This window comes from Actinospineispora eucalypti (assembly GCF_039543365.1).
GTDB classification, from domain to species: Bacteria; Actinomycetota; Actinomycetes; order Mycobacteriales; family Pseudonocardiaceae; genus Pseudonocardia; species Pseudonocardia eucalypti.
Window position 1 is genome coordinate 325,873 of sequence record NZ_BAABJP010000008.1, and the last position, 23,526, is coordinate 349,398.

A 23,526-nucleotide genomic window follows, 5' to 3' on the forward strand; every position below is an offset into this window, starting at 1 on the left:
TTCAGGAAACGCCATGGCTGTCGTCGGCGGCGGGCTCGGTCCCGTCGCCGTCGGCCTGGGCGAGGTAGCTGCGCCGGGTGTTGGTGGTGTGCGTGCGCATCACGTCGACGGCCCGGTCCGGGTCGCCGGCGGCGATCGCGTCCACCAGCGCGGCGTGCTCCTCCCAGGACTGGTCGCCCCGGGTGCGCGCCACCGGGTTGTAGTACCAGCGCACCCGGCGGTCCACCTGGCCGGCCAGCTCGACGAGCACCTCGTTCCCCGCCGCCCTGGACACCGCCGCGTGGAACTCCGCGTTCACCGAGACCAGCTCGGCCAGTTCCTGCCGGCGCAGCGCGGCCACGCCCCGCTCACACAGCGCGCGCAGCTCGGCCACGTCAGACTCGGTGGCGTGCAACGCGGCCAACCGGGCGCTCTCGGTCTCCAACAGCTCGCGAACGGCGAGCAGCTGGTCGGCCTCCTCGGCCGTCGGCTGGTGCACGAACGCCCCGTGCGCGGGGCGCAGGTCGATCCAGCCGTCGTTCTTCAACCACTGCAGCGCTTCCCGCACGGGCTGGCGGGAAACGCCCAGCATCAGCGCCAGGTCGTTCTCCACCAGGTGCTGGCCGGGGCGCAGCTGGCGACTGATGATCATTTCCAGGATCGCCTCGTACACGCTCTGCCGCAGCGGAACCGGGCGCGCGATCTGTCGGGATCTCTCGGAGGGCATTTCAGCAGGCGGCAATATGGCACTCGCTCGACTCGGCCGCCCCGTGGGGAACGGCGATCACCGGTTTGCGGGCTACAGCATACGATGTGCCGCCGAGTCGCCGGACGAGTCGTAGACTTTCGGTGACTCCGAGGACGGCAGTGACTTCGAAGACATGGTCGACTTCCGAGTCTGAGGGACGGAGAAGCAACGATGCGCAAACCCCGCCACGTACGACTGACCGAGCCGCTGGTCCGCGAGAACGGCGTGCTCAGGCCCGCCACCTGGGACGAAGCCCTGGACCGGGCGGCCGCCGGATTCACCGCCGCGCGGGCGCACGGACCCAGCGCGTTCGGCATGTTCAGCTGCTCGAAGGCCACCAACGAGATGAACTACACGGCGCAGAAGTTCGCCCGTGTGGTGATGGGCAGCAACAACGTCGACTCCTGCAACCGCACTTGACACGCGCCTAGCGTCGTCGGTCTGACGACAGTGTTCGGTGCCGGTGGCGGCACCTCCTCCTACGAAGAGGCCGAGCGCGCGGACCTCATCGTGCTGTGGGGTTCCAACGCGCGCGAGACCCACCCGATCTTCTTCCACCACGCGCTGCAGGGCCTGCGCAATGGCGCCCGGATGTACAACGTCGACCCCCGGCGGACCAGCACCGCCCAGTGGGCGGACGGCTGGCTGGGCCTGGACGTGGGCACCGACATCGCCCTGGCCAACGCTATCGGCCGCGAGATCATCGCCTCCGACCTGCACAACCGGGCGTTCATCGAGCGGGCCACCACCGGCTTCGAGGACTACCGGCGCAGCGTGGAGCCGTACACCCTGGAACGCGGCGAGGAGCTGACCAAGGTGCCCGCCGCACTGATCAAGGAACTGGCGCACGCCTACGCCCGCGCGGACCGGGCGCAGCTGTGCTGGACGCTGGGCATCACCGAGCACCACAACGCGGCCGACTACGTGTTCGCGCTGATCAACCTGGCCCTGCTCACCGGGCACGTGGGCCGCTACGGCTCCGGGTTGTGCCCGCTGCGCGGGCAGAACAACGTCCAGGGCGGCGGCGACATGGGCGCCATCCCGGCCAAGCTGCCCGGCGGCTACGACCTCGGCGACGACGAGGCCCGCGCCCGCTACGAGCGAGCTTGGGGCGCGAGCATCCTGGCGAAGCCCGGTTGGCACCTGTCGCAGATGTTCGAGGCGATGGAGAGCAAGGAACTGCGCGCGCTCTACTGCATCGGCGAGAACCCGGCCGAGTCGGAGGCCAACGCCGTTCACGCCCGGCACCTGCTGGAGGGCCTGGACCACCTGGTGGTGCAGGACATCTTCCGCACGGCAACCGCCGAGATGGCCGACGTGGTGCTGCCGGCCGCCGCCGACTGGTGCGAGTACACCGGCACGGTGACCAACAGCGAGCGCCGGGTGCAGCTGGTCCGCAAGGCCATCGAGCCCCCGGGGTTGGCGAAGCCCGACACGCACATCATCTGCGGCATCGCGGAGAAGATGGGCTACCCCTGGGGCGAGCCCAGCGCCGAGCAGGTGTGGGACGAGCTGCGTTCGGTGTCGCTGAACTGGCACCACGGGATGAGCTACGCCCGACTGGCCGAGCTGGGTGGGCTGCAATGGCCGTGCCCGGAGGAGGACCACCCGGGCACCCCGCTGATGCACGCCCGGCTGTGGGCGGACGACCCGGCGGACCGGGGCACCCCGGCACCGTTCACCCCGGTGGAGCACGTGCCGCCGCTGGACGAGCTGTCCGAGGAGTTCCCGATCCGGCTGACCACGGTGCGCAACCTGGACAACTACAACTCCGGGGTGCAGACCGGCGGTTACACCTCTCCCCTGCGCCGGCGGGAGGCGCTGCGCATCGACGCCTCCGACGCGGCCGAGCTCGGCATCGAGGAGGGCGAGCGGGTGCGGTTGGTGTCCCGGCGGGGCGCGGTGACAGCGCCGGTGAGCTTCGACCCGGCGCTGCGGCCCGGGCTGGCGTCCATCACCCCGCACTTCACCGAGCAGGTGGACACCAACGCGATCACCAACGACGCCTGGGACCCCAAGTCCGGTACCTCGGAGTTCAAGGCAACCGCGATCCGCATCGAGAAGCTGCCCCAGACGGCGCAACCGGCGCTGCCCGCGGCGGGCGGCTGAGGAGGAGCGTTGGATCTTCGGCTCACCCAGGCACGCGCCAGCGCGGCCGAGCGGGACGCGGTGGACCGGCTGCTCGGCCCGTCCGAGAACGGCGCCGTCGCCGAGCACTTCACCGACGCCGGGCACGCCGCGCGCGGCCGCCGGCACCTGCTGCTGCCCGCCCTGCACGCGGTGCAGGAGGAAATCGGCTGGATCAGCCCCGGCGCGCTGAACTACGTGTCGCTGCGGCTGTCCGTGCCGCCGGCCGACGCGTACGGCGTGGCCACCTTCTACGCCATGTTCAGCACCGAACCGAGGGCGCCCCGGGTGGTGCACGTGTGCGACGACATCGCGTGCGGCGCCAACGGCGGCGAGCACCTCGCCGCCGCGCTGACCGCCGAGCTGGGCGCCGAGGGGCACGGCGAGGAGGTGTGCTGGGTGCGCAGCCCCTGCCTGGGCCTGTGCGAGCGGGCGCCGGCGGTGCTGCTCCAGCGCACGGCCGAGCCGGACTACTCGCTGGCGCCCGCATCGGTGGAGGCCACCCTGGCGGCGGCGTCCGGCGGCGGACCCGGCGCCTCGGGGGCGGACGGGGCGTTCTCCGACACCTCGGTGAGCGTGCCGCAGACCCCGGGCGGCAACGCCGACCTGCGCCTGCTGCGCCGGGTCGGCCTGGTCGACCCGACCAGCCTGGACGACTACCGGGCGCACGGCGGGTACCGCGCGCTGCGCCGGGCGGTGAACGTCGGCCCGTCCCGGGTGATCAAGGAGATGTCCGACTCGGCGCTGACCGGCCGGGGCGGGGCGGCCTTCCCCACCGGGGTCAAGTGGGACGGCGTGGCCCGGGCGCCGGAGCGCCCGCACTACCTGGTGTGCAACGCGGACGAGTCCGAGCCCGGTACCTTCAAGGACCGGGTGCTGCTGGAGAGCGACCCGTTCGGCCTGGTCGAGGCGATGACCATCGCCGGCTACGCCGCCGGCTGCGAGCGCGGCTACCTCTACATCCGGGGCGAGTACCCACTGGCCACCCGCCGGCTGGCCAACGCCATCGAGCAGGCCCGCCGGCGCGGCTACCTCGGCCCGGACGTGATGGGCGAGGGCTTCGCGTTCGACATCGAGCTGCGCCGGGGCGCCGGGGCGTACATCTGCGGCGAGGAGACCGCGCTGCTCAACTCCCTGGAGGGCTACCGGGGCGAGCCGCGCAACAAACCGCCCTTCCCCTCGGTGAGCGGCCTCTTCGGCAAGCCCACGGTGATCAACAACGTGGAGACGCTTTACAACGCCCTGCAGATCATGGAGGGCGGTGGCCCGGCGTTCGCCTCGATCGGCGGCGGCCGGTCCACCGGGCCGAAGCTGTTCTGCCTCTCCGGCGCGGTGGCCCGCCCCGGGGTGTACGAGGTGCCGTTCGGCACCACGCTGCGCGAGGTGCTGGAGCTGGCCGGCGGCCTCGTCGGCGAGACGCGGGCGATCCTGCTCGGCGGGGCGGCCGGCGGCTTCGTGCTGCCCGACCAGCTGGACGTGCCGCTGACTCTGGAGGGCACCAGGGAGATCGGCGCCACCCTCGGCTCCGGGGTGATCTTCGCGCTGGACACCTCGGCCGACATGCCGGACATCCTGCGCCGGATCGCGGCGTTCTTCCGCGACGAGTCCTGCGGCCAGTGCGTGCCCTGCCGGGTGGGCACCGTCCGCCAGGAGGAGGCGCTGGCCCGGCTGGCCCGCGGCACCGAGATCGGGTCCCGCGAGCAGGAGCTGGCCCTGCTGGACGACCTGGCCCGGGTGATGCGCGACGCGTCGATCTGCGGCCTGGGCCAGACCGCGCCGGCCGCGATCCAGTCGGCGATATCCCTGGACCTGCTGAACCGGAGGTCGAACCGATGACGGTGATGCTCGGCGAGATCCGCCGCCTGGTGACGGTGACCCTCGACGGCGTCGAGGTGCGGGTGCCGGAGGGCGCCACGATCCTGGACGCGTTGCGCGCGCACGGGGTGGACACCCCGACTCTGTGCTGGGCGCCCAACCTCACCCCGATCAACGCCTGCCGGGTGTGCATGGTCGACGTGGAGGGTTCCCGGGTGCTGGTGCCGTCCTGCGCCCGGGCGGTGGAGGACGGCATGGTGGTGCGCACCGACTCGGAGAAGGTGCAGCACAGCCGCCGCATGGTGCTGGAGCTGCTGGCCAGCTCGGCCGACATGTCGCAGACCGACCCCGACGTGCAGCGCTGGATGACCAAGTACGGGGTCGACGCGGGTCGCTACGGCCCGCCCGCGCCGCCGGCGGCCGACGGCGAACGGGATCGCCGGCACCCAGGTCACCACCAGGAGCCGGACGGCTCGACGGCGGCCAACGTGGCCCAGCCGGTGAAGGTGGACAACGACCTTTACGTTCGCGACTACGGCCGTTGCATCATGTGTTACAAGTGCGTCAAGGCCTGCGGCACCGACGCGCAGTTCACCTTCGCCATCTCGGCCGCCGGCCGCGGCTTCGACACCCGGATCGCCACCGAGTACAACACCGAGCTGCCCGACTCGGCCTGCGTGTACTGCGGCAACTGTGTCGGTGTGTGCCCGACGGGAGCGCTGAAGTCGGTCTCCGAGCACGAGCTGCGCGAGTCCGGCGAGTGGGACGAGGAGAACGAGACCGTCACCACCACGATCTGCTCCTTCTGCGGCGTCGGCTGCAACCTGGAGCTGCACGTGCAGCACAACAAGATCGTGAACGTGACCTCGCCGAGCGACCACAGCGTCACCCACGGACACCTGTGCATCAAGGGCCGGTTCGGCTTCCAACACGTCCAGAACCTGCCGGATTAGGGCGGTGCCGGTTTTCGAACGGCTTGGACGGCGCGGCTTGGGGAGTCTGCCGCGGCTTTTGGTCCGGCCCGTTGCGTTTGGCCTCGCGCCTGTTCACAGGGCGTGACCAGGCGTGGGCTATAGGTTGATCGCCGTCTCTGGCGGTTGAGCGTCGATTTTCGCGGCTAAACCGCCACGGTCGACGATCACGCCCCCGGCGCGACGAACGGAAGCCGGGTTGGGGCCGTCCAGCCATTACGGCGTGTAGCCGAACGCAACGGGCCGGGCCGAAGCGGCGGAAGACCACTCAGCCGCGGCCGTCCAAGCCGTCTTAAATCCGCCCCGAACGAGTCAGCCGCCCTCCAGGTGGCGCTTGGCCAGGGCGATCTCCTCCCGCACCTCCCCCGGCAGCCGGCGGCGCAGCAACGGCTCCAGCAGCCACCGGGTAGCCGGGTGAAAGCTGAAGTTCAGCGTGCGGGTCACCCGGGTCCCTTCCGGTACCTCGACACACTCGAAACTGGCATTGAACTTGGCGAACGCGTGCTGCATGCGGTTGCGCGGCGGCGGGGACAGGGTGATGTCGATCCGTGACCACGGGGTCAGCCGCACCTGCTGCACCACCTTCGGCTGCGGCACCCCGGCGACCTTCGGCCGGCACTCGAACTCCAGCAAGTCGCCCTCCCGCTCGGCCCAACTGACCGGCTGGATCTTGCGGTCGATCTCCGCGTACCGCTCGATGTCCATGACGAACTCGAGAAGCTCCCGGGGAGTGCACCTGATCGTTTCGACTACCTGCACGGTGACCATGGTGAGAGAGTAGTCTCTCACTTCATGGCTCCGCTACCAGAATCGTCACCACCGGTGCCGCCGCGCGAGCGGTTCGTCCGGGAGGCCGCCCGGCTGTTCGCCGAGCGCGGCTACGCCGCCACCTCGGTCGGCGACATCCAGCAGGCCTGCGGGCTGACCCGGGGATCCGGCGCGCTGTACAAGCACTTCTCCTCCAAGCGCGCCCTGCTCGGCGAGGTCGTCGGCATGCACATCGGGACCATGCGCGCCGGCGAGGCGGCCGAACAGCTGCCGGACGACCTGGCCGACGCCCTGCGCCTGGTCGTCCAGCTCGTCTGGGGCGGCATGCGCCGGGACCACCAGGTGCTGCGGGTGATGCTGCGCGACCTGGACGAACACCCGGACCTGCTGGCCGAGGTGTGGGAAGAGGTGCGGCGCAGTGTCTACGACGAGTTCACCCGCTGGCTGGACCACCGCACCGACATCCGGGTGACCGACCCGGCCGCCACCTCGGCGGTACTGCTCGCCGCGCTGACCTATTACCCGATCTTGGATACCCTCATCGGCCACACCCCGGGTGACATCGAGGCGGACCGGTTCGCCGAGGCCTGGGTGGCGCAGGCGCTCGCCGTGCTCCGCGGCGCGGGCCCGGCACCGGACGGGAGGGACAGTGCGGGAACTCATCAGCACCGAGATTGACCGGCAGCACCAACTGCTGGCCCGTTGGCTGGGCAGCGAGGCACCCCCCGAGGTGATGGACGAGCTGCGCGCGGCGCACACCGACGACTTCACCATGGTCACCACCGACGGACAGCCGCTGGACAACACCGGGCTGTTCGAGGCGCTCGCCGGCGCCCGCAACGCCCGCCCCGGGCTGCGCATCCTGACCAGCCAGGTGGAGCTCGTGGCCGAACTGGGTGAAGGACTGCTCGCGCGGTTCCTCGAGACGCACGTGGACCACGGCCACACCTCCTCCCGGCGGGTCACCGTGCTGTTCCGCATCGAACCGGGCGGACCACGCTGGCGCTACCTGCACGAGACCGCGATCCCCGGCTGAAACCGAGCGGGACCCGGACTAGGCTGATCCGCGTGGACGTGCTGGACGATTACACCGGTCACACCGACCCCGGCGGTGCCGCCATCCGCCGCACCCTGGACGGCCTGACCATCACCAAGGTCTCCGTCGGCGAGTACGACAACAACGCCTACCTACTGGTCTGCCAGGCCACCGGGGAAGCGCTGCTGATCGACGCGGCCGCCGAGCCGGACCGGCTGATGGACATGGTCGGCCACGGCGCAAGCCGCCCCGAGCTGCGCACCATCGTCACCACCCACCGGCACCCCGACCACTGGCAGGCGCTCGGGGCGGTGGTCGGCATGTGCGAACCGCGCACCATCGCACACCCGCTGGACGCCCCGGAGCTGCCGGTGCCGACCACCACGACGGTGGAGCACGGCGACACGGTCCGGGTGGGCCAGGTGGAGCTCGAGGTGATCCACCTGCGGGGGCACACCCCCGGCTCGGTCGCGCTGCTCTACCGGGGTTCCGACCGGCCGCACCTGTTCACCGGGGACTCCCTGTTCCCGGGCGGGGTCGGCCGCACCTGGGCGCCGGAGGACTTCGACTCGTTGATCGACGACGTGTCACAACGGATCTTCGACCCGCTGCCCGACGACACCTGGTTCTACCCCGGCCACGGCGACGACTCCACCCTCGGGGAGCAGCGCCCGTCGCTGCCCGAGTGGCGTGAGCGCCGCTGGTGAACGACGCGGGCGGGGGGATCGTGGAGATCTTCACCGACGGCGCGTGCAGTGGTAACCCCGGCGTGGGCGGTTGGGGCGCGGTGCTGCGCTACGGCCGGCACGAGAAGGAGCTGTACGGCGGCGAGTCCACCACGACCACCAACAACCGCATGGAGCTGACCGCGCCGATCCGGGCGCTGGAGAGCCTCAGCCGGCCGTGCACGGTGCACATCTTCACCGACAGCACCTACGTGCGGAACGGCGTCATCTCCTGGCTGCCCCGGTGGAAGAACAACGGCTGGCTCACCCGGGACAAGCAGCCGGTGAAAAACGCCGACCTCTGGCAGCGGCTGGACGCGGCCGCCGGCGCACACCAGGTGGAGTGGCACTGGGTCAAGGGCCACGCCGGCCACCCGGAGAACGAGCGCGCCGACCGGCTGGCGGTGCGCGGGGTCCAGGAGGCCCGCGAGCAACGGGCCTAGCGGACGCTCGCCCCCCGCAGCTCCAGCGCCCGCTGCTTGCTCACCCCCGAGACCAGCCCGCAGTACGTGCACTGCACCTGGTAGCGGGAGCTGACCACGAACAGCGGGATGAAGAACAGCGTGAACTTGCTGTACGCCCGGCGCAGCGGGTGGGCGCTGGTGGTCCCGCAGTTCGGGCAGCCGAGGCTGAGCATGGCCAGCTGCTCGAGGTAGCGCTTGACGCCAAAGATGACCAGCATGACTCCAAGGTAGCGGCGGCGGAGCGGTCTCCGTCGGGATCAGTGCAGTCTGATGTGCCTGGCGCTGGTCCAGACCCGGCGCAGCCCGTAGCCGACCTCCTCCGGGTCACACACCAGGCTGCCGGGCAGCCGGCGGTGCAGCTCGCACGCGGTCTGGGTCTTGCCCCCGCCGAACGGTCCGTTGATCCACATCAGCACGGCCCGACGGTACGCCGCAGCCGGTTCAGCGCGAGGTGGTCCCCCGAGCCTGGGCAATCGTGTTCCGGCCGGCCACGCGGAGCAGGTCGTGGTCGGCCGCCACGGTGACCAGGTCGACGCCCCGGGCGGCGTAGCCGCCGTTCGCGTGCAGGCCGGCGATCACCCCGGCCGACCGGCAGGCCGACACCACCTGGTCGATCCCCCGTTCCACCTCGGCGGCGAACGGCGGCGGTCCCGGCGGTAAGCCCAGGGCCAGACCCAGGTCGGCGGGGCCGACGAAGACCCCGTCCACGCCCGGCGTCGCGGCGATCTCCGCCGCGTTGGCCAGCCCGGTGGCGGTCTCCACCATCACCAGGCAGGCCACCTCGCGGTTCAGCTCGGCCGGGGTGGCGCCCAGCGCCGCCATCCCCCGGTTCCGGGCGAAGCTGCGGCCGCCCTCCGGCGGGTAGCGGGTGGCGAACGCCGCCCGCGCGGCCTGCTCGGCGGTCTCCACCATGGGCACGATCAGCACTTCGGCCCCAGCGTCCAGCGCGTGCCCGATGGCGTAGTAGTCGTTGCCGGGCACCCGCACGGCCGGGGTCACCTCGGTGCGCGCGGTCACCCTCAGCAGCGGCTCGAGGTCCGCGACGCCGAACTGCCCGTGCTGGCAGTCGAACGCGACGAAGTCGTACCCGCACTCCACGAGCACCTCGACGGCGGCGGTGGACGGAATCGTGCTCCACACGCCGAACACGGTGCGCTCACGCCACTTCCGGCGCAGCTTGTTACCGGTCATCGCACCCTCCCCGGACAGTCCAGAATCGAGCGTAGGCGATATTCCACAGCCCCGCCGGGGCAGGAGAAACCGCCGACCACAAGCAATTTCAGGCCACCGGCGACCGGCGGAATTCCGTCGGAGAATTACCCGACCCCCTCGCGGTCAGGACAATTGGTCACCATCGCGTTTCCGGCGAGGTGACGCCGAATACTGCCCGGTCCGGCCAGGGAAATCCCCGAAAGAATACCCACCGGAGGCACAAAAGAAATAACCGGATAATGCGCACCTATCGGTGCTCGGTTTATCGACAAGCGGTCGACGGGCGTTGGCTCCGTCTGGGCCACCGCGGTACTGTCCACTCGTCGCGCGATTCGACCGGTGAACCGGCGTCTACAGCGTAGACCTTCCGACCTTCGAGCCATCGCTTATACGTTGTACACATGGGGACCGCAGTGCTGGATCTACGCCGTACACCTGACCCGCTCCCGACGGCCGCACCGGTTCGCTGAGCCCGGCCGGTGGCCTACAGCACCGCCGCGCGGATCGCGGACGAAGCAAGGGCGCTGCTCCTCGCCGAGGGGCTGGAAGCGGTCAGCATGCGCCGGGTGGCCAGCGCCGCCGGCATCACCGCGATGGCCATCTACCGGCACTACCCGAGCCGCGAGGCGCTGCTCGGCGCGGTGGCCGACCAGGCCCGCGCCGAGATCACCGAACGGTGGCGGCACCGGCCTCGCCAGGCCACGCCCCGGGCCGAGCTGCGCTCCACGCTCAACGCGGTGCTCGACCTCGCCCTGGGGCAGCCCGCCCTGTACTCGCTGCTCACCACCGACTCCCCCAGTGACTCCGCCGACCTGAACTGGGACCCGAGGGCCGGCAAGTCACCGGTGCTGGACGCGGTCGCGGCGGCCATCGACGAGGGGATGGACGACGGCGACTTCCCACCGGACGACGTGTGGCAGGTGGCGGTCACCATCGTGGGCATGCTGCACGGGCTGATCAGCCTGCACCACGCCGGACAGCTCGGGCTGTCCGACCCGGAGTTCCGGGTTCTCTGCGGCACCTCGATGACCCGGCTGCTGGACGGCGTCGCGCCCCAACCCGCGGCCGAGCCGGTGGAACCGGTGGCACCGTGACCGGCGAGATCCGGCTACTGCTCATGTCGGACACGCACGTCCCGGCCCGGGGCCGGCGGGTACCCGAGGCGCTCTGGCGGGCGGTGGACGAGGCCGACGTCGTGGTGCACGCCGGTGACTGGGTGGGCGTGGAGCTGCTGGACGAGCTGGCCGCCCGCGCCCGCCGGCTGGTCGGCGTCTACGGCAACAACGACGGCCCCGCCCTGCGCGCCCGGCTGCCCGAGGTGGCCCGGGAGACCCTGGCCGGGGTGCGGCTGGCCGTGGTGCACGAGACCGGCGCGGCGGCTGGCCGGGAGCGGCGCTGCGCGGCCCGCTACCCGGACACCGACGTGCTGGTGTTCGGCCACAGCCACATCCCGTGGGACAGCGTGGCCCCGGGCGGACCGCGGCTGTTGAACCCCGGCTCCCCCACCGACCGCCGGCGCCAGCCCACGCACACCTGGATGACCGCCCGGATCGCCGGCGCTTCCCTCGAGGACGTCCGGCTGCATCATCTGGAGAGCTAGCTAAGCTAACGCTCCCGCCGCAGCTCCAGGACGGCCATCACCAACGCGACCAGCACGAACGCCGTCGCACACAACAGCGCGCACAGGATCGCCAGGCCCGGCCGGTTGCCGTAGAGGTCCAGCGCCACGTAGTAGACCGCGGCGAGCAGCGCGGTGCCGATCGCCGAGCCCACCCGCTGGCTGGTCTGCAGCGCCCCACCGGCCGCGCCGGCCATCCGCACCGGCACCTGGGACAGGGTCAGCGTGATGTTCGGCGAGATGACCAGGCCGCAGCCGATGCCGGCCAGGGCGAGCGGGGCGGCCGCCCACAGCGCCGCCGCCGGCCCGGTCTGGACGGCCAGCGCCACTGCCGCCCCGAGCAGGCCGACCACCATCGCCACCAGGCCGTGCACGGTCAGCCGCCGGCCCATCCGGGCCAGCAAGCGGCCGCTCACCATGGCGGACAGCGCCGATCCGACGGCGAACGTGGTCACCGCGAGGCCGGAGTGCAGAGGTGTGTAGCTCAGCCCGTCCTGGAAGAAGAACGCCAGCACCAGCCAGATTCCGCTGAAGCCGATGAAGAACGCCAGCCCGAGCACGGCTCCGAAGGTGTACCCGGGGGTATCGGTGAACAGGCGCGGTTCCAGCATCGGGGGGTCGACGCCCCGCCGGGACAGCCGCAGCTCCCAGCGCGCGAAGCCGAGCAGCAGAGCCGCGGCCACCGGCAACAGCCACCACCACCGGTCGAACCGGTCGTGCTCGAGCAACGGGAACATCAGCGCGAGCACTCCCGCGCCCAGCAACGTCCCGCCGAACAGGTCCATCCGCCGCCACATCGGCGTCGGGTCCCGCACCACGTCGGCCGGCCGGCCCGGCAGCAGCCGGGGCGCCAGGGCCAGGGTGAGCAGGCCGATCGGGACGTTCACCAGGAAGATCCACCGCCAACCGGTGGACTCGTCGAAGGCGGCCAGGATGAGGCCGCCGATGACCGGGCCTATGGCCGTCGAGACCCCCAGCACCGCGCCGAACAGGCCGAACGCCCGCCCCCGCTCGGCCCCCCGGAACAGGTCCTGGATCAGCCCGGAGTTCTGCGGCCCCAGCATGCCCGAAGTGAACCCCTGGGCCAGCCGCGCGGCGACCAGGGTGGCCAGGTTGGGCGCCGCCCCGCAGAGCGCACTGGTCAGCACGAACCCGGCCAGCGAGACGCAGAACATGCGCCGCCGCCCCCAGGCGTCACCGGCCCGGCCGGCCGGCACCAGGGACAGCCCGAAGGTGAGCGCATAGCCGGAGGCCACCCACTGCGCCTCGGCCGGGGTGGCCCCCAGGGTGGTTCCGATGGACGGCAGGGCGACCGCGACGATGGTGATGTCCAGCAGGCCCATGAACCCGGCGGCCAGGCTTACCCCGAGCGCCCGCCAACGACGTGGGTCCGGCTGGTAGTCCTCCGCCGGCGGGTCAGGGGTTGTCGGTCGCGGGGCGGCGGTCACTCCAGGAGTGTGCGCCCTGGCCGGTCTCGTGCGGCTGCGGACCCCTGACCGCGGCCGGCTCGGCGTCGGTCACCTGCGCGGCGGCCGCCGCGTCCCTTTTGGCCACCGAGCGCGACTTGATCAGGCTGGCCACGGTGGTGATGGCCAGCACGCCGACGATGACGCTCAGCGAGAGCGCGATGCCCACCGTGGGCACCGGCACCGGGTCGCCACCGTTCAGGAACGGCAGGTCGTTCTCGTGCAGCGCCTCGAGGATCAGCTTGACGCCGATGAAGGCGAGGATCACCGCGAGCCCGTAGGACAGGTACACCAGCCGGGAGAGCAGGCCGCCGAGCAGGAAGTACAGCTGCCGCAGCCCCATCAGCGCGAACGCGTTGGCGGTGAAGACCAGGTAGGGCTCCTTGGTGAGGCCGAAAATGGCCGGGATGGAGTCCAGCGCGAACAGCAGGTCGGTGGTGCCGATCGCCGCCATGACCACCAGCATCGGGGTCACCCAGCGCTTGCCGTCGATCTTCACCGTGGTGTGGTGGCCGTGGTACTCCTTGGTCACCGGGAGCACCCGCCGCATCAGCCGCAAACCGGCGTTCTCGTGGTACTCCTTCTCCTCCTGGCCGTGCTCACGCAGCAGCTTGTACGCCGTGACCAGCAGCACCAGCGCGAACAGGTAGAACACCCAGCTGAACCTGGCGATGGCGGCCGCGCCCACCGCGATGAAGATGCCCCGCATGATCAGCGCGATCACGATGCCGACAAGAAGCACCCGGTGTTGGTGCTCGGCCGGCACCTTGAACGCGGCCATGATGATGACGAATATGAACAGGTTGTCGATCGACAACGAGTACTCGGTGAGGTAGCCGGCGAAGAACTCACCGGCGGATACGCCGCCGTAGAACGCCCAGATGCCGAGCCCGAAAACCACGGCAAGGGACAGGTAGAAAATCACCCAGCGGGTCGCTTCGCCCATGGTGACCGCGTGTGGTTTGTGGTCGACCACGAAAAGATCTACGAGGATCACGGCACAAAGTGCCACAATGGTGACGAGCCACAGCCATACTGGAACGTTCACGTCATCGCGCCTTCCGCAGGAGAGCATCGGTCATCGACCGAGGTCTCTCCCGCCGACCTGACCGGCCGACCGATGGCACCGGGCCGAACTGCGCCGTGTTGACGATGCCACCGCGTGAGGGATACTCCCCTTGGCTATGGCATACAGTCTGCTCTACCTGAGAACGATTAACCAGACCGGGGTACCCCAGATCACCCGGAGACAACCATCACGTCACGTTCGTCACACCGGTCGTTGCGGTGGCCGGCATGATGTGCCGCATGGTTCTGGAGATCGCTGAGTTCAGCGTAACGCCGGGTGACGAGGAGGCCTTCGCGGCCGCGTACCGGGAGGCGAAGCCGCTGGTGGCCGCCACCGAGGGGTTCCGCTCGGCGCGGATGACCCGGGGAATCGAGTCGCCGTCGTCGTTCGTGCTGCTCATCGAGTGGGACACCTTGGAGGCGCACACCAAGGGCTTCCGCGAGTCCGACCGGTTCACCCGTTGGCGGGAGCTGATCGGGCCGTACTTCGCCGCCGATCCCCGGGTGCAGCACACCGAGGAGATCTAACCCGGTGCCGGGGACCCGCCTCGACCTCTCTCGGATCGAGGCCGCTCGCCGGGTGATCGACCCGATCTTTCTGGACAGCCCGCTGTACCGCTGCGAGGCCCTGGAGCCCGACCTCGGGTGCGCGGTGAGCATCAAGCTGGAAACGGCGAACCCGGTCCGCAGCTTCAAGGCCCGAGGCACCGAACTGGTCGCCAGCCTGCTCGCCGACAATGGCGCGGGGGCCGTGGTGTGCGCCAGCGCGGGCAACCTCGGCCAGGCCCTCGCCTGGTCCGGTCGCGGCCGGGGACTCGATGTCACCGTCGTGGCCGCCCGCTCGGCTCCGGCCGCCAAGCTCGACCGCATCCGCGCGCTGGACGCCCGGTTGGAGCTGGTGGACGGCGACATCGAGACGGCTCGGGAGCGGGCGGCGGCGATCGCCCGCCGGCGGGGCATCCGGCTGGTGGAGGACAGCCTGGACATCGAGACCTGCGAGGGCGCGGCCACCATCGGCCTGGAGCTGACCGAGGCCGCGCCCTCGTTCGACGCCGTCCTGATCGCCCTCGGCGGCGGGGCAATGGCCACCGGTGTGGGTCACGCGGTGAAGACCCGGGCGCCCGGGGTCGAGGTGATCTGCGTCCAGCCGCTGGGGGCGCCGGCGATGGCGCGCTCCTGGCACGAACGGCGCGTCGTCACCACCGACTCGATCGACACCATCGCCGACGGCGTCGCGGGCCGGCATCCCATCCCGGCGGTCCTGGACGACCTCCTTCTGGTCGCGGACGATGCGATCCTGGTCCGGGAGGCCTCGATCATCGCCGGCATGCGGCTGCTGCTCGAACACGCCGGTCTGGTCGTCGAGCCGTCGGCCGCGCTCGGCATCGCGGCGATCCTGGAGAATCGTGACCGCTTCGCCGGCCGGCACGTGGTGACCATCGTGTGCGGCAGCAACGTCGATGTGGACGCCTATCACCGCTGGGTCGCTCGGTAGGTCCGGGGAAATTCATCAGCCTGCCCTCAGGTAGCTCACATACCTTCGAGATGTGCGCCGCTTTCTACTCGCCACGCTGCTCGTGCTCCTGCTGCTCGCGGTGGGGGCCGGCACCCTGGTGGTGACCTCCCGGGGTGGCCCGGAGGACGTCCCCACCGAGCAGTTCCGGCTGAACGTGCCCGGCGGCCCCGGCCAACCCGGCGAGGTCTCGCTCGACGCCACCCTCTACCGGCCGGACCGCACGCCCGCGCCGGCCATCCTGATCGCGCACGGCTTCGGGGGCAGCAAGGCCTCGGTGGACGCCGACGCCCGCGAGCTGGCCGACCGGGGTTTCGTGGTGCTCGCCTGGTCCGCCCGGGGGTTCGGCACCAGCACCGGGCAGATCGCGCTGGACTCCCCCGACCACGAGGTGGCCGACGCGTCGCGCCTGATCGACTACCTGGCCACCCGGCCGGAGGTGCGGCTGGACGGCCCGGGCGACCCCCGGGTCGGGGTCACCGGGGGCTCGTACGGCGGCGCGCTGTCGCTGCTGCTGGCCGGCTACGACCATCGGGTGGACGCGATCGCGCCCCTGATCACCTGGAACGACCTGTCCCAGGCGCTGTTCCCGAACGCCCGCGTGGCACCCGGTCCGCGGCCGGCGGTGACCCCGGCGGCCACCGCGTTCGGTGACGACGGCGTGTTCAAGCGGACCTGGGCCGGCGTGTTCTTCTCCTTCGGCATGGCCACCGGGCGCGGCCCGACCGGCATCGCACCGGAAGCGTCGTCCGGCGCCAGCCGCGCCGCCGGGGCCGGCCGGGAGGACGACGACGCCGCCGACGCGGAGCAGCGGGATGCCCTGCTGGCCTCCGACCCGAGCCGGCGGGACCCGGCGGCTCCACCGGCCACCCTGTGCGGCCGGTTCATCCCGGCGGTGTGCGCGGCATACACCGAGGCGGCCAGCACCGGGCGGGTCAGCCCGGCCACGGCGGAGCTGCTGCGCCGGTCCTCCCCGGTCAGCGTGACGGACCGGATCAAGGCTCCCACCCTGCTGGTACAGGGCGAGACGGACACCTTGTTCGGCCTGGACCAGGCGGACGCCACAGCCCGGCAGATCGCCTCGGCCGGCGGGAAGGTCGAGGTCATCTGGTATGCCGGCGGCCACGACGGCGGCGCACCGGGACCGGTGGTGCGCGAGCGGGTCGGCGAGTGGTTCGACCACTACCTGCGGGACCAGCCGCCCGGCGAGCCCGCCGGGCTGTCCTACGCGGTACAGGGCGGGGTGCGCACGGAGAGCCGAAACACCCCGACCGTCCGGACGGTCACCTCGGACGCCTATCCAGGTCTCGACGGGGCGCCACCGGTGACCCGCACGGAGCTGGCGCTGCGCGGCGACCCGGTGGTGGTCCTCAACCCGGCCGGGGCCAACCCGGCCGCGATCACCACCGTGCCCGGCGTGGGCGGTGCCCTCGGCTCGCTGTCCGGCCGGTTGGCCGCGCTCACCGCCGAGCTGCCCGGCCAGTCCGCCGGCTTCACCACCGACCCGTTGCCGCGCCAGTTCCTGCTCGCCGGGTCGCCCCAGGTCCGGATCAGCGTGGCGCGGGTGCCCGGCCAGCCGACCGCCGACGAGGCGGTGCTGTACGGCAAGGTGTCCGAGATCGCCCCGGACGGCCGGCGCACCCTGCTCGGCGGCGCGGTGGCGCCGATGCGCATCCCGATGCCGGCGGACGGTTCGCCGGCCGAGGCCCTGGTGACCCTGCCGGCCGTGGTCGCGCCCGTCGAGGCCGGCAACCGGCTGGTGGTGTCGATCAGCACCACGGACCAGTCCTACGGCGGGCCGACCCAGCCGGCGGCGTGGCGGATCGGCATCGCCGGCGGCTCGGTAGGGGTGCCTAGCGTGCCCGGCCGGAACGTCACCGCCAACACCGTGCCGACCGGCCCCGCCGTGGGCATCGGGCTGATCGCGGCCGCCGCGCTGGCCGCCTGGGTGGTGGCCAGGGTGCGCACACGGCGCCGGCGCGCGGCCGAGGCCAGCGAGCTCACCGGAACCGAGCCGCCGCTGGTGATCGACGGGCTGCGCAAGTCGTACCCGGGCGGCGTGGTCGCGGTGAACGGGGTGTCCTTCGAGGTCCGCCCCAACCAGGTGCTCGGGCTGCTCGGCCCGAACGGGGCGGGCAAGACCACCGTGCTGCGGATGCTGATGGGGCTGATCACGCCGACCGCCGGGTCGATCCGGGTGTTCGGGCACCCGGTGGCGCCGGGAGCGCCGGTGCTGTCCCGGATCGGGTCGTTCGTCGAGGGGCCCGGGTTCCTGCCGCACCTGTCGGGCGCGGACAACCTGCGGCTGTACTGGGCGGCGACCGGCCGGCCGGAGGCCGACTCGCACCTGGAGGAGGCGCTGGAGATCGCCGGGCTGGGCAACGCGCTGGCCCGCCAGGTGCGCACCTACAGCCAGGGCATGCGGCAGCGGCTGGCCATCGCCCAGGCGATGCTCGGGCTGCCCGACCTGCTGGTGCTCGACGAGCCGACCAACGGGCTGGACCCGCCCCAGATCCACGCCATGCGCGAGGTGCTGCGCGGCTACGCCCGCGACGGCCGGACCGTGCTGGTGTCCAGCCACCTGCTCGCCGAGGTGGAGCAGACGTGTGACCACGTGGTGGTGATGCACCGGGGCACCGTGGTCGCGGACGGCTCGGTGGCCGACATCATCGCCGGCGGCGGGCAGGCCAGCTTCCGGGTGGACGACCCGGAGCGGGCGGCCGAGGTGCTGCGCGGCGCGGCCGGGGTCAGCGCGGTCGAGGTGGAGCGGGACAGCGTGCACGCCGACCTGAACGGCCTGGCGCGCGCCGACGCCATCGGGCGCCTGGTGGCCGCCGGCGTGGCCGTGGAGGCGGCCGGCCCGAGGCGCCGCCTCGAGGACGCCTTCCTGCAACTCGTCGGAGAGGACACCACGCCGTGAGCGCTTTGACGACCGACCGGGCGCTCGGCTACGCGCCCGAGCACACGCTGCGGCTGCGGGTGGAGCTGGTGCGCCAGCTCAAGCGCCGGCGCACTCAGGTGGCGCTGCTGCTCACCGCGCTGCTGCCGGTGATCCTGTGGGCCGCGTTCGGGCTGGCCACCCGGGGCTCCACCACCGGCGCGGTGACCCTGGTGGACCTGGCGCAGACCAGTGCGCCCAACTTCACCGTGTTCGCGCTGTTCGCCTCGGCGAGTTTCCTGCTGGTGGTCGTGGTGGCGCTGTTCTTCGGCGACACCATCGCCAGCGAGGCCTCCTGGTCCAGCCTGCGCTACCTGCTGGCCGTGCCGGTCCCCCGGGCCCGGCTGCTGCGGCAGAAGGCGATCGTGGCCGGGCTGTTGTCGCTGGTGGCGCTGGTGGTGCTGCCGGTGGTCTCGCTGATCGTCGGGTCGCTGGCCTACGGGTCCGGCGACCTGGTCAGCCCGAACGGCGAGTCGCTGGAGTTCTGGCCGGCGGCGGCCCGGCTGCTGCTGGCCGCCGGGTACCTGGCGATACACCTGTTCTGGGTGGCCGGGCTGGCGCTGCTGCTCTCCGTGGCCACCGACGCGCCGCTGGGCGCGGTGGGCGGAGCGGTGATGGTGTCCATCATCTCGCAGATCCTGAACACCATCACCGCGCTGGAGGACCTGCGCGACTACCTGCCCACCCACTACGGCAACGCCTGGGCCGACCTGCTCGCCGACCAGGTGGACTGGTCGGACATGACCCGGGGCGCGTTCTCCTCGGTGCTCTACGGCACCGCGTTCTGCGCCTTGGCGGTATGGCGTTTCCGCACCAAAGACGTCACTTCGTAAGCAGGTGGCCGGCGAGGAGGAATGCGTGGAAAGCGCGCCGAGCAGGACGGCGATGTTTGCGGCTGTGTCGCGTGGGTTGTTTCGCCTGGAGACGGCGTCGCCGTGGGTACTGGACGATGTGCTGGCCCTGGTGCTTGTCGGCCCGGTATGGCAGCAGCTGCGAGACCGGTTCGATCCGCTGTTCCCCGGCCCGGTCCGTCGCGAGTCCCGCGCGGCTGTCTGCACCCGCGGCCGGTACGCCGAGGACCGGCTGGCTGCTGGTGCCTTCACGCAGTACGTGATTCTTGGGGCGGGGCTTGACTCGTTCGCGTGGCGGCGGCCGGATCTGCTCGGCTCGCTGACGGTGTTCGAGGTTGATCACCCTGCCTCGCAGGCCTGGAAGCTCGAGCGGGTCAGGGAGCTCGGCCTGCCGCTCAGCGACTCGCAGGTATTCGTGCCGGTTGATTTTGAGGCCGAACCGGCTCAGGATGCTCTGGGCCTGGCCGGGTTCGACTGGGCACAGCCGGCGATGTTCTGCTGGACGGGCGTGGCCCCCTATCTGACGGCACAGGCGATCGAGTCGACGTTGCGCACGATCGCGACGGCTGCTCCCGGGTCTGAGGTGGTGTTCTCCTACCGGGCCGAGAACTGTGCGCTCGACGACGTGGGGACGGAATTCGCCCGGATCTACACGCCGATCGCGGCTTCGGTCGGCGAGCCTCTGCAGCCTGGCTGGCCGGTATCCGAGATCGAGAGGCTGATCAGCCGGTGCGGGCTAAAGGTCGTGGACCACCCCGCACATGCAGACCTCCAGCAGCGGTACTTTGCCGGCCGTACCGATGGCCTGCGGCCCTATACCTTCGAGACCCTGGTGGCCGCGCGGGTCACCTGAGCGAGCAGGGTGACGGCAGAGTCGTTAGGTGATGCCGAGCGTGGTCAGTGGGCGGATGGCGTCGCGGGCGTGGTGGCGTAGCGCGGCGGCGATGTTGGTGAGCTTCCCCCACCACGGTCTCTCTCCGGTAGGACCGCTGAAGCGATTGCCGGAAGCGGCACAGGTAACGGCGTTTTAATGCCGCTTCCGGCAATCGTGTTTCATACGCCGAGACAGAGAGGCTGGGAACCAGCTCCGGAGCGGCATTCACCTGCCATACAGGTCAGCAAGCACGTCGTTGGCCGCCTCCATGTGCAGCATGTGCCCGGCCTCCACCCGCGTTACGTCCACCCCGGTGGGCACGGAAAGGATCTGATCCGCGCCGCCCCAGATCACGGTCACCGGCACGTTCACCCCGGCCAGCAGCGCTGGCGTGTCGATGGCCTGCTTGTCGCCGTCGAGCAGGGTGGCGAGCAGCGCCTGCAACGCGGTGGACACCCCGTCCAGGCGCTTGTACTTGAGCAGGTCGTCCACCAGCTGACGGGTGACCAGAGCCGGGTCCGCGAACAGCCGGCCGAGCAGCGGTTTCAGCTCCCGCCGGGAGGCCGCGCCCGCGAACCCACGCAGGTACTCCGCGTCCGGCCGGGAGCCCTGGGCGCCGTACCCGGCCGGCGCGAGCAGGGTCAGCCCGCTCACCCGGTCCGGCGCCCGGGCCGCCACCGCCGCGACCACCGCGCCGCCCAGCGAGTGCCCGACCAGGTGGGCGCGCTCGGCGCCGATCACGTCCAGGAAGCCCAGCACGGTGCCGGCCAGCGTGTCCAGGGAGCCGTCCCCGACGTCCTTCTCCGAGGCGCCGTGGCCGGGCAGGTCCAGCGCGTGCACGGTGTGCGTCTCGGACAGCGGCTGCTGCACGAACAGCCAGGAGTTCTTGTCCCCGCCGAACCCGTGCACCAGCACCACCGGCTCGCCCGGCGCGTCTCCCATGGTCACGTAGGAGATCGACCGGCCATCCACCTCGGCGGTGCTGGGCAGGATCTCCTCCTCGCCGCCCAGCTCACCGGACTCCAGCTGCGCCCTGGCCTCGGCCACCACCGCGTCCACATCGCTGTCCGGCACCTCGGCCGGGGCGAGCACGGCCAGCGTGGCCCCCACCGGCAGTTCCACCCCGGGTTCGGCGACGATCCGGCGCAGCAGCCCCGGCTGTGGCGACTCCAGCGTGCCGGCGATCTTCTCCGTCTCGATGTCGGCCAGGTCGTCGCCCTTGTCCAGGGTGTCCCCCTCGGCGACGAACCACTCGATCACCTTGCCCGTCTTCATGGACAGCCCCCACTTGGGCATGGTGATCCGTTGGATCTCCTCACTCATACTCGACCACCGTCTTGACCGCGTTCACGATCTTCTGCGCGTCCGGGATGTACAGGTCCTCCAGCGAGTCGGCGAACGGCACCGGGGTGTGCGGCGCGGTCACCATCTGGATCGGCGCCCGCAGCGAGCCGAACGCCTCCTGGGCCACGATTCCGGAGATGTCGCTGGCCAGGCTGCACCTGGGGGTGGCCTCGTCGACCACCACCAGCCGGCCGGTGGCCTCCACGCTCTCCAGGATGGTGTCGGTGTCCAGCGGGCTGGTGGTGCGTGGGTCGATCACCTCGGCCTGCACGCCGTCCTCGGCCAGTGCCGCCGCGGCGTCCATCGCGGTGTGCACCAGCTTGCCCACCGCCACGATGGTCACGTCGCCGCCCTCGCGCACCACGTTGGCCTCGCCGAACGGGATCGCGTAGCTCTCCTCCGGCACGTCCCCGGTCAGGTCGTAGAGCATCTTGTGCTCGCAGAACATCACCGGGTCGTCGTCCCGGATGGCCTGGATGAGCAGGCCCTTCGCGTCGTACGGGGTGGACGGGGCGGCCACCTTCAACCCGGGGATGTGGGTGAAGACCGGCAGCAGCGACTGGGAGTGCTGCGCCGCCGCGCGCAGGCCGGCGCCCCACATCGTGCGGATCACCACCGGGGTCACCGCCTTGCCGCCGAACATGTACCGGAACTTGGCCGCCTGGTTGAAGATCTGGTCGAAGCAGACGCCCATGAAGTCGATGAACATCAGCTCGGCGACCGGGCGCAGGCCGCCGGTGGCCGCGCCGATCGCGGCGCCGATGAACGCCGACTCGGAGATCGGGGTGTCCATCACCCGCCCCGGGTACTTGCCGTAAAGCCCCTTGGTGACGCCGAGTACGCCGCCCCAGGCGTCGATGTCGCCCGGCGCGCCGGTACCGCCCACGTTGTCCTCGCCGAACACCACCACCCGCTGGTCGCGGGCCATCTCCTGGTCCAGCGCCTCGTTGATCGCCTCGCGGTAGCTGATCGTGCGTGCCATGATCTGATCTCCCCTCGGGCTCAGTACGAGACGTAGACGTCGGTGAGCAGCTCGGTGCCCTCGGGCTTGGGTGCGGCCTTGGCCTCGGCCACCGAGCGGTCGATGAGCGCGGCGACCTCGGTGTCCACCCCGTCCAGCTGCTCGGCCGACAGCTGCCCGCTGCCGGTGACCTTGGCGCGGAACCGCTTCAGACAGTCCAGGTTCTCCCGGGCGTTCGCCACCTCGTCACCCCGGTAGAGCTGCTGGTCGCCCTCGAAATGGCCGAAGTAGCGGGTGAACTTGACCTCGATCAGGGTCGGCCCGCCGCCCTCCCGGGCGCGCGCGATCGCCTCGCCGGCCGCCTCGTGCACGGCGAAGAAGTCGAACCCGTCCACGATCACCCCGGGCATGCCGAACGCGGCCGCCCGGTCCGCGATGTCGTCGGTGGCCACCGACCAGGTGGACGAGGTGGCCTCGGCGTAGCCGTTGTTCTCCGCGACGAAGATGGCCGGCAGGTTCCACACGGTGGCCAGGTTCAGCGACTCCAGCGTGGTGCCCTGGTTGGAGGCGCCGTCGCCGAAGAAGGCCACCGCCACCCCGCCGGTGCCCAGCTGCTTGGAGGCCAGCGCACGGCCACAGATCAGCGGCGGGCCACCGCCCACGATCCCGTTCGCGCCGAGCATCCCCTTGGAGAGGTCGGCGATGTGCATCGAGCCGCCCTTGCCCCGGCAGGACCCGGTGGCCCGGCCATAGATCTCCGCCATCATCGGCACCGGGTCCACGCCCTTGGCGATGCAGTGCCCGTGGCCCCGGTGGGTGGACGCGATCGCGTCGCGGTCGTCCAGGTGCATGCACACGCCGGTGGCGGATGCCTCCTCGCCGGCGTAGAGGTGCACGAACCCGGGGATGTCCCCGCCGGCGAACTCCTCGTGCACGCGTTCCTCGAAGTCGCGGATGGTGCGCATCATCCGGTAGGCGTCGAGCAGCTGCTCGGGCCCCAGCTCGTGGGTGCCGGTGGAGGCCATGGTCGCTGTCATGTGCGTTCCTT

General features: G+C 71.4%; 24 protein-coding genes. 14 read left to right on the forward strand and 10 right to left on the reverse strand.

Features of this window, described 5'->3' with window-relative positions; all coding sequences use genetic code 11:
• Position 1: 1 nt before the first annotated feature.
• Positions 2-706, reverse strand: a complete 705-nt coding sequence (locus ABEB12_RS12500) for an FCD domain-containing protein (protein ID WP_185061674.1) — start codon at positions 704-706, stop codon at positions 2-4.
• 192 nt (positions 707-898) lie between these two features.
• On the opposite strand from ABEB12_RS12500, the gene ABEB12_RS12505 reads away from it, so the two are divergent.
• The 3 genes from ABEB12_RS12505 to ABEB12_RS12515 are packed head-to-tail and all read left to right on the forward strand — an operon-like array spanning position 899 to position 5,622.
• Positions 899-2,836 (forward strand): molybdopterin-dependent oxidoreductase, encoded by a 1,938-nt coding sequence (locus ABEB12_RS12505; protein WP_185061673.1) that lies wholly within the window; start codon positions 899-901, stop codon positions 2,834-2,836.
• A gap of 9 nt (positions 2,837-2,845) precedes the next feature.
• Positions 2,846-4,690, forward strand: coding sequence for an NAD(P)H-dependent oxidoreductase subunit E (locus tag ABEB12_RS12510; protein ID WP_185061672.1), 1,845 nt, complete (start codon positions 2,846-2,848; stop codon positions 4,688-4,690).
• Complete coding sequence (locus ABEB12_RS12515) at positions 4,687-5,622, forward strand: 2Fe-2S iron-sulfur cluster-binding protein (protein WP_185061671.1); 936 nt, start codon at positions 4,687-4,689, stop codon at positions 5,620-5,622. Before ABEB12_RS12510 ends, ABEB12_RS12515 begins: the two co-directional genes overlap by 4 nt.
• A 330-nt stretch (positions 5,623-5,952) precedes the next feature.
• On the opposite strand, the gene ABEB12_RS12520 is transcribed toward ABEB12_RS12515, so the two are convergent.
• Positions 5,953-6,429, reverse strand: a complete 477-nt coding sequence (locus ABEB12_RS12520; protein WP_345702767.1) for an SRPBCC family protein — start codon at positions 6,427-6,429, stop codon at positions 5,953-5,955.
• Between the two features lie 3 nt (positions 6,430-6,432).
• Between ABEB12_RS12520 and ABEB12_RS12525 the strand changes: the two genes are divergently transcribed.
• From ABEB12_RS12525 to rnhA, 4 genes are read left to right on the forward strand one after another with little or no spacing between them, the layout of a single operon-like run.
• Complete coding sequence (locus tag ABEB12_RS12525; protein ID WP_185061670.1) at positions 6,433-7,086, forward strand: TetR family transcriptional regulator; 654 nt, start codon at positions 6,433-6,435, stop codon at positions 7,084-7,086.
• A complete protein-coding gene (locus tag ABEB12_RS12530; RefSeq protein WP_185061669.1) occupies positions 7,058-7,444 on the forward strand; it encodes a hypothetical protein in 387 nt (128 codons plus the stop codon). The genes ABEB12_RS12525 and ABEB12_RS12530 overlap by 29 nt, the downstream gene beginning before the upstream one ends.
• 32 nt (positions 7,445-7,476) lie before the next feature.
• Entirely contained in the window at positions 7,477-8,151 is a 675-nt protein-coding gene (locus ABEB12_RS12535; RefSeq protein ID WP_185061668.1) for an MBL fold metallo-hydrolase, read from the forward strand.
• A complete protein-coding gene (gene rnhA / locus ABEB12_RS12540) occupies positions 8,148-8,612 on the forward strand; it encodes a ribonuclease HI (protein WP_425572240.1) in 465 nt (154 codons plus the stop codon). Before ABEB12_RS12535 ends, rnhA begins: the two co-directional genes overlap by 4 nt.
• Here rnhA and ABEB12_RS12545 read toward each other — a convergent pair.
• From ABEB12_RS12545 to ABEB12_RS12555, 3 genes are read right to left on the reverse strand one after another with little or no spacing between them, the layout of a single operon-like run.
• The gene (locus tag ABEB12_RS12545; RefSeq protein ID WP_185061667.1) at positions 8,609-8,851 is read right to left on the reverse strand and encodes a zinc-ribbon domain-containing protein; all 243 of its coding nucleotides are present in this window, start codon (positions 8,849-8,851) and stop codon (positions 8,609-8,611) included. The genes rnhA and ABEB12_RS12545 overlap by 4 nt on opposite strands.
• A 39-nt stretch (positions 8,852-8,890) precedes the next feature.
• Positions 8,891-9,049 (reverse strand): hypothetical protein, encoded by a 159-nt coding sequence (locus tag ABEB12_RS12550; protein ID WP_345702768.1) that lies wholly within the window; start codon positions 9,047-9,049, stop codon positions 8,891-8,893.
• A gap of 25 nt (positions 9,050-9,074) precedes the next feature.
• A complete protein-coding gene (locus tag ABEB12_RS12555; RefSeq protein WP_185061666.1) occupies positions 9,075-9,824 on the reverse strand; it encodes an aldolase/citrate lyase family protein in 750 nt (249 codons plus the stop codon).
• A gap of 500 nt (positions 9,825-10,324) precedes the next feature.
• Here ABEB12_RS12555 and ABEB12_RS12560 point away from each other — a divergent pair, with 500 nt between their 5' ends.
• The gene (locus tag ABEB12_RS12560; RefSeq protein WP_185061665.1) at positions 10,325-10,939 is read left to right on the forward strand and encodes a TetR family transcriptional regulator; all 615 of its coding nucleotides are present in this window, start codon (positions 10,325-10,327) and stop codon (positions 10,937-10,939) included.
• Positions 10,940-10,947: 8 nt separating this feature from the next.
• Positions 10,948-11,445: a YfcE family phosphodiesterase gene (locus ABEB12_RS12565; protein WP_185062989.1), complete on the forward strand. Its 498-nt coding sequence runs from the start codon at positions 10,948-10,950 to the stop codon at positions 11,443-11,445.
• 5 nt (positions 11,446-11,450) lie between these two features.
• On the opposite strand, the gene ABEB12_RS12570 is transcribed toward ABEB12_RS12565, so the two are convergent.
• Positions 11,451-12,911 carry an MFS transporter gene (locus ABEB12_RS12570; RefSeq protein WP_345702769.1) on the reverse strand — a complete coding sequence of 487 codons (1,461 nt, stop codon included), beginning with the start codon at positions 12,909-12,911 and terminating at the stop codon, positions 11,451-11,453.
• Positions 12,880-13,977 (reverse strand): TerC/Alx family metal homeostasis membrane protein, encoded by a 1,098-nt coding sequence (locus ABEB12_RS12575; protein WP_185061664.1) that lies wholly within the window; start codon positions 13,975-13,977, stop codon positions 12,880-12,882. Before ABEB12_RS12575 ends, ABEB12_RS12570 begins: the two co-directional genes overlap by 32 nt.
• Positions 13,978-14,237: 260 nt before the next feature.
• Here ABEB12_RS12575 and ABEB12_RS12580 point away from each other — a divergent pair, with 260 nt between their 5' ends.
• Genes ABEB12_RS12580 through ABEB12_RS12600 form a run of 5 tightly spaced genes read left to right on the forward strand, consistent with a single transcriptional unit; the run spans position 14,238 to position 20,152 of the window.
• Positions 14,238-14,525 (forward strand): antibiotic biosynthesis monooxygenase, encoded by a 288-nt coding sequence (locus tag ABEB12_RS12580; RefSeq protein WP_185061663.1) that lies wholly within the window; start codon positions 14,238-14,240, stop codon positions 14,523-14,525.
• Positions 14,526-14,529: 4 nt separating this feature from the next.
• Positions 14,530-15,492: a pyridoxal-phosphate dependent enzyme gene (locus ABEB12_RS12585; RefSeq protein ID WP_185061662.1), complete on the forward strand. Its 963-nt coding sequence runs from the start codon at positions 14,530-14,532 to the stop codon at positions 15,490-15,492.
• A gap of 52 nt (positions 15,493-15,544) precedes the next feature.
• Positions 15,545-18,430 carry an alpha/beta fold hydrolase gene (locus ABEB12_RS12590; protein WP_185061661.1) on the forward strand — a complete coding sequence of 962 codons (2,886 nt, stop codon included), beginning with the start codon at positions 15,545-15,547 and terminating at the stop codon, positions 18,428-18,430.
• Positions 18,427-19,281, forward strand: coding sequence for an ABC transporter permease (locus ABEB12_RS12595; protein WP_185061660.1), 855 nt, complete (start codon positions 18,427-18,429; stop codon positions 19,279-19,281). Before ABEB12_RS12590 ends, ABEB12_RS12595 begins: the two co-directional genes overlap by 4 nt.
• A 4-nt stretch (positions 19,282-19,285) precedes the next feature.
• Entirely contained in the window at positions 19,286-20,152 is an 867-nt protein-coding gene (locus ABEB12_RS12600) for a class I SAM-dependent methyltransferase (protein WP_345702770.1), read from the forward strand.
• Positions 20,153-20,398: 246 nt separating this feature from the next.
• On the opposite strand, the gene ABEB12_RS12605 is transcribed toward ABEB12_RS12600, so the two are convergent.
• The 3 genes from ABEB12_RS12605 to ABEB12_RS12615 are packed head-to-tail and all read right to left on the reverse strand — an operon-like array spanning position 20,399 to position 23,515.
• Positions 20,399-21,496: an acetoin dehydrogenase dihydrolipoyllysine-residue acetyltransferase subunit gene (locus ABEB12_RS12605; RefSeq protein WP_185061659.1), complete on the reverse strand. Its 1,098-nt coding sequence runs from the start codon at positions 21,494-21,496 to the stop codon at positions 20,399-20,401.
• Positions 21,489-22,499: a pyruvate dehydrogenase complex E1 component subunit beta gene (locus tag ABEB12_RS12610; RefSeq protein WP_185061658.1), complete on the reverse strand. Its 1,011-nt coding sequence runs from the start codon at positions 22,497-22,499 to the stop codon at positions 21,489-21,491. The genes ABEB12_RS12605 and ABEB12_RS12610 overlap by 8 nt, the downstream gene beginning before the upstream one ends.
• A 20-nt stretch (positions 22,500-22,519) precedes the next feature.
• On the reverse strand, positions 22,520-23,515 hold the full coding sequence (locus ABEB12_RS12615; RefSeq protein WP_185061657.1) for a thiamine pyrophosphate-dependent enzyme: 996 nt from the start codon (positions 23,513-23,515) through the stop codon (positions 22,520-22,522).
• Between the last annotated feature and the right edge of the window lie 11 nt (positions 23,516-23,526).